Source organism: Bacillus sp. JJ722 (assembly GCF_036963345.1).
Lineage (GTDB): Bacteria > Bacillota > Bacilli > Bacillales > DSM-1321 > Bacillus_AD.
Map to the genome: position 1 here is coordinate 1 of NZ_JBALMO010000240.1, position 3,074 is coordinate 3,074.

Below are 3,074 nucleotides of genomic sequence, written 5' to 3' on the forward strand. Positions count from 1 at the left end.
ATATAATAAAACCCTTCACCAGAAATTTGGTAAAGGGTATTTGTTCAAATTATATATCCTTTACCAAATTTGGCAAAGGTCTCGCAAACAACATTTTTGTTGCCAATTATGCCGGTGATCGATATCACGGAATGACGACATAACTGTTAGCTACTCCCCTTTGGAGTGTGTAACTCATTTTCAAAAATTCTTAATTAATTATTTATAAGGACATCATATTATATGCAAATTCTGAAGTCAACAACTTTTTTCATTATTCAAATAATCTATTCTTTTAATTTCGAATATGAATAATTTCATTTTTATATAAAACAGCAATAAGATTCAATATAATTTTCGGTATTTTTCTTGGAAAGTAAGGCTTTAAATAAAAGCGAAAATAGGCACGTTTCAAATCATTCCACATCTCACAATTCTTCGTTTGTTTGAATCTCGCTACATCAATGATTTTTACTTTTTTATCGCTTGTAATAAAAATATTGCGTAAATGTATATCCGATGGATTTAAACCTGTTTTCCTTGTAAGCTGTAATACTTCATCGATTGTTTGAACTTGCTTTTCTTCAATTGTAATTCCCTTACTCAAACACTCAAACAATGTTTCTCCTTGTATATAATCCATAACAATATAATTGCAGCCTGTTTCGTATATTTCAGGAAAATAGTGAATATGAGTAAGCCGTTTATATATATCAGCTTCTTCTAGAGCTATATGTTTAAAACACGACGGAAATACTTTAATAACTTTATTCGTATCTTTTATCCTAAAAACACAAGCACTTCTCCCTGTACCAATATGTTCAAGATCATCATGAAAATGCGTTACTTTTATACTTCTCCGTATGCTCTTTTTAAAAATAATACTTTCAGCATATTTTTTATAATTAATCAATCTATTTTCCCCTTTATACAGTAGAATTTACATATTAGTAGTTTCATGACTATGACGCAAAAAAGACCTTACCAAATAACTGGTAAGGTCTCGCAAACAACGAAATAATTGTTGCCAATAAAGCCGAGGTTTCCCTGTATTGACGACTTTATTGTAGTAGCTACTCCCCTTCAATACAATTTGAAAGAAATATTAGATTATTAATTATTTTAAATAAAATAAGCGTTTTAGTCAATTAAATAAATCTGAATCACTAAAGAACACTATTATTTGTTGCTTTCAGTTACTAAGAAACCTGCACTTTATTATTGTGATTTTCTTAAAAAGCGCAACTATCAACTTCTTTAGCCAAATTGATAATCTTCTTCTTTGCTTCACTCATCATACTTTCAATTAACTCTTCTACAGTTGGAACAGTTGAAATAAGTCCCGCTACTTGACCACTGTTAATAAAGCCATTCTCTAAATCACCAAGAATGGCGCCTATGTAATGTTGTTTTTCTGAAGTTAAATCAAGATATTCCTCTTCAGTCATACCTTTTGCTTCAAGCTGAATTAATTTATGAGCATATGGTGTTTTAAGCATTCTTCTAACTTTTCCAATCGACCGTCCCACAATTACCGTATCAATGTCATCTGCTTCAATAAGCTTTTGTTTATATATATTATGAAACGGTGCTTCTTTCGTTGCAATGAATCGTGTTCCTAACTGCACACCACTTGCCCCTAACATTAAAGCAGCTGCTAACCCTTGTCCATTACCGATTCCTCCAGCTGCTACAACAGGAATCTTAACTGCTTCTACAATTTGCGGAATGAGTGTGAAAGTTGTAAGTTCTAAACTTGAATTGATACCAGCTGCTTCAAAACCCTCGGCAACCAAAACATCGGCTTGTGCATCTTCAGCTTTCTTTGCATGTTTAACAGATGCTACAACAGCGATTACTTTAACTCCATGTTCATGTAAAATAGGAATGAGTGGACCTGGATTTCCAGCCGATAAAGAAACAACTGGAACTTGATGCTTTATAACTAAATCTACAATGTCACGAACAAATGGTGTTACACTAATTGCAATGTTAATCGCAAAAGGTTTATTCGTTCTTTCTTTCGTTTCTATGATCCTTTTTTCCACTTCTTCTGGTGTCAGGGTTCCACACCCAATTGTTCCTAAACCGCCAGCTTCAGACACCGCTGCAGTCAAAGGTGCATTGCTAATGTTACCCATTCCTCCTTGAATAATTGGATACGTAATATTTAATAATTTTGTCAAATGTAACATTTTTCTCCCTCCTTATAAAATTAATGTTATAATATACAGAAAATTAAAACAATTAAAATTTACGAAAGAAGGTAGTAAAAATGCGTATTCCTTACAATGGACATGAGCCACAAATTGATTCGACAGTTTTTACAGCACCTGGTAGTTATATAATTGGAGACGTTACAATTGGAAAAGAATCTACCATTTGGTTCAACGCAGTACTTCGAGGAGATGAAGACTCGATCATAATTGGAGAAAAATGCAGCATTCAAGATAATTCGACTATCCACTTATTCGAAGGATCTCCCGTAGTTATTGAAGACGAGGTAACAGTTGGTCATAATGTTATTTTACATGGCTGCCGAGTTGGCAAGCGGTCCATTATCGGGATGGGTTCAACCATTTTAGATGGTGTTGAAATTGGAGAGGAATGTATCATAGGCGCAAACACACTCATACCTTCTGGAAAAACGATTCCTCCCCGTTCACTTGTGATGGGAGGTCCTGGAAAGGTCGTTCGCGAAATTAATGATAAAGACTTAGAATTAATTCAGTTATCTATTGATACATATGTACAGAAAGGTAAAGAATTTAACCAAATATTTAAAAAATAAAACAAACAACGAAACTGATACTTTTGTATCAGTTTCGCTGTTTCACTTTATTTCACTTGTTCACTTATTAACGGATGATTTGTCGCATCATATGCTACATCTTTACGTTGCAAATCATTTCCTTCCTTAAATACATTTTCGAAAAATCGATTTGCTGGCTCTGCTAAAACTCTATAATATTGACTAAAAAGAAGAGCTGCATGGCTTCCGTTCCAACGTGCTGGTAGTAGCTCAGCAGGTAAACCAGGATCTATAAATAAAAATTTTCGATATTCATGAACTAAATTCGTCCGTTCTACAAAAC

4 protein-coding genes are annotated in these 3,074 nt (G+C 33.5%); 1 reads left to right on the forward strand and 3 read right to left on the reverse strand.

Annotation, left to right across the window (positions count from 1 at the left end):
- Nucleotides 1–274: 274 nt before the first annotated feature.
- Both V7014_RS22535 and V7014_RS22540 read right to left on the reverse strand, forming a co-directional pair.
- Nucleotides 275–892: a protein kinase domain-containing protein gene (locus tag V7014_RS22535; RefSeq protein ID WP_335510549.1), complete on the reverse strand. Its 618-nt coding sequence runs from the start codon at nt 890–892 to the stop codon at nt 275–277.
- A gap of 319 nt (nt 893–1,211) precedes the next feature.
- Nucleotides 1,212–2,174, reverse strand: coding sequence for an NAD(P)H-dependent flavin oxidoreductase (locus V7014_RS22540; protein WP_335510551.1), 963 nt, complete (start codon nt 2,172–2,174; stop codon nt 1,212–1,214).
- An 80-nt stretch (nt 2,175–2,254) separates the two neighbouring features.
- Between V7014_RS22540 and V7014_RS22545 the strand changes: the two genes are divergently transcribed.
- Nucleotides 2,255–2,770, forward strand: a complete 516-nt coding sequence (locus V7014_RS22545; RefSeq protein ID WP_335510553.1) for a gamma carbonic anhydrase family protein — start codon at nt 2,255–2,257, stop codon at nt 2,768–2,770.
- A gap of 47 nt (nt 2,771–2,817) precedes the next feature.
- Here the strand turns inward: V7014_RS22545 and V7014_RS22550 are convergent.
- On the reverse strand, nt 2,818–3,074 hold a 257-nt coding region (locus tag V7014_RS22550), incomplete at its 5' end, for a PaaX family transcriptional regulator C-terminal domain-containing protein (RefSeq protein WP_335510556.1).

What these genes read in the sequence shown, in the direction of transcription:
- V7014_RS22545 (WP_335510553.1), top strand. Translation starts at nt 2,255, where the DNA reads ATGCGTATTCCTTACAATGGACATGAGCCACAAATTGATTCGACAGTT.
- V7014_RS22540 (WP_335510551.1), bottom strand. Translation starts at nt 2,174, where the DNA reads ATGTTACATTTGACAAAATTATTAAATATTACGTATCCAATTATTCAA.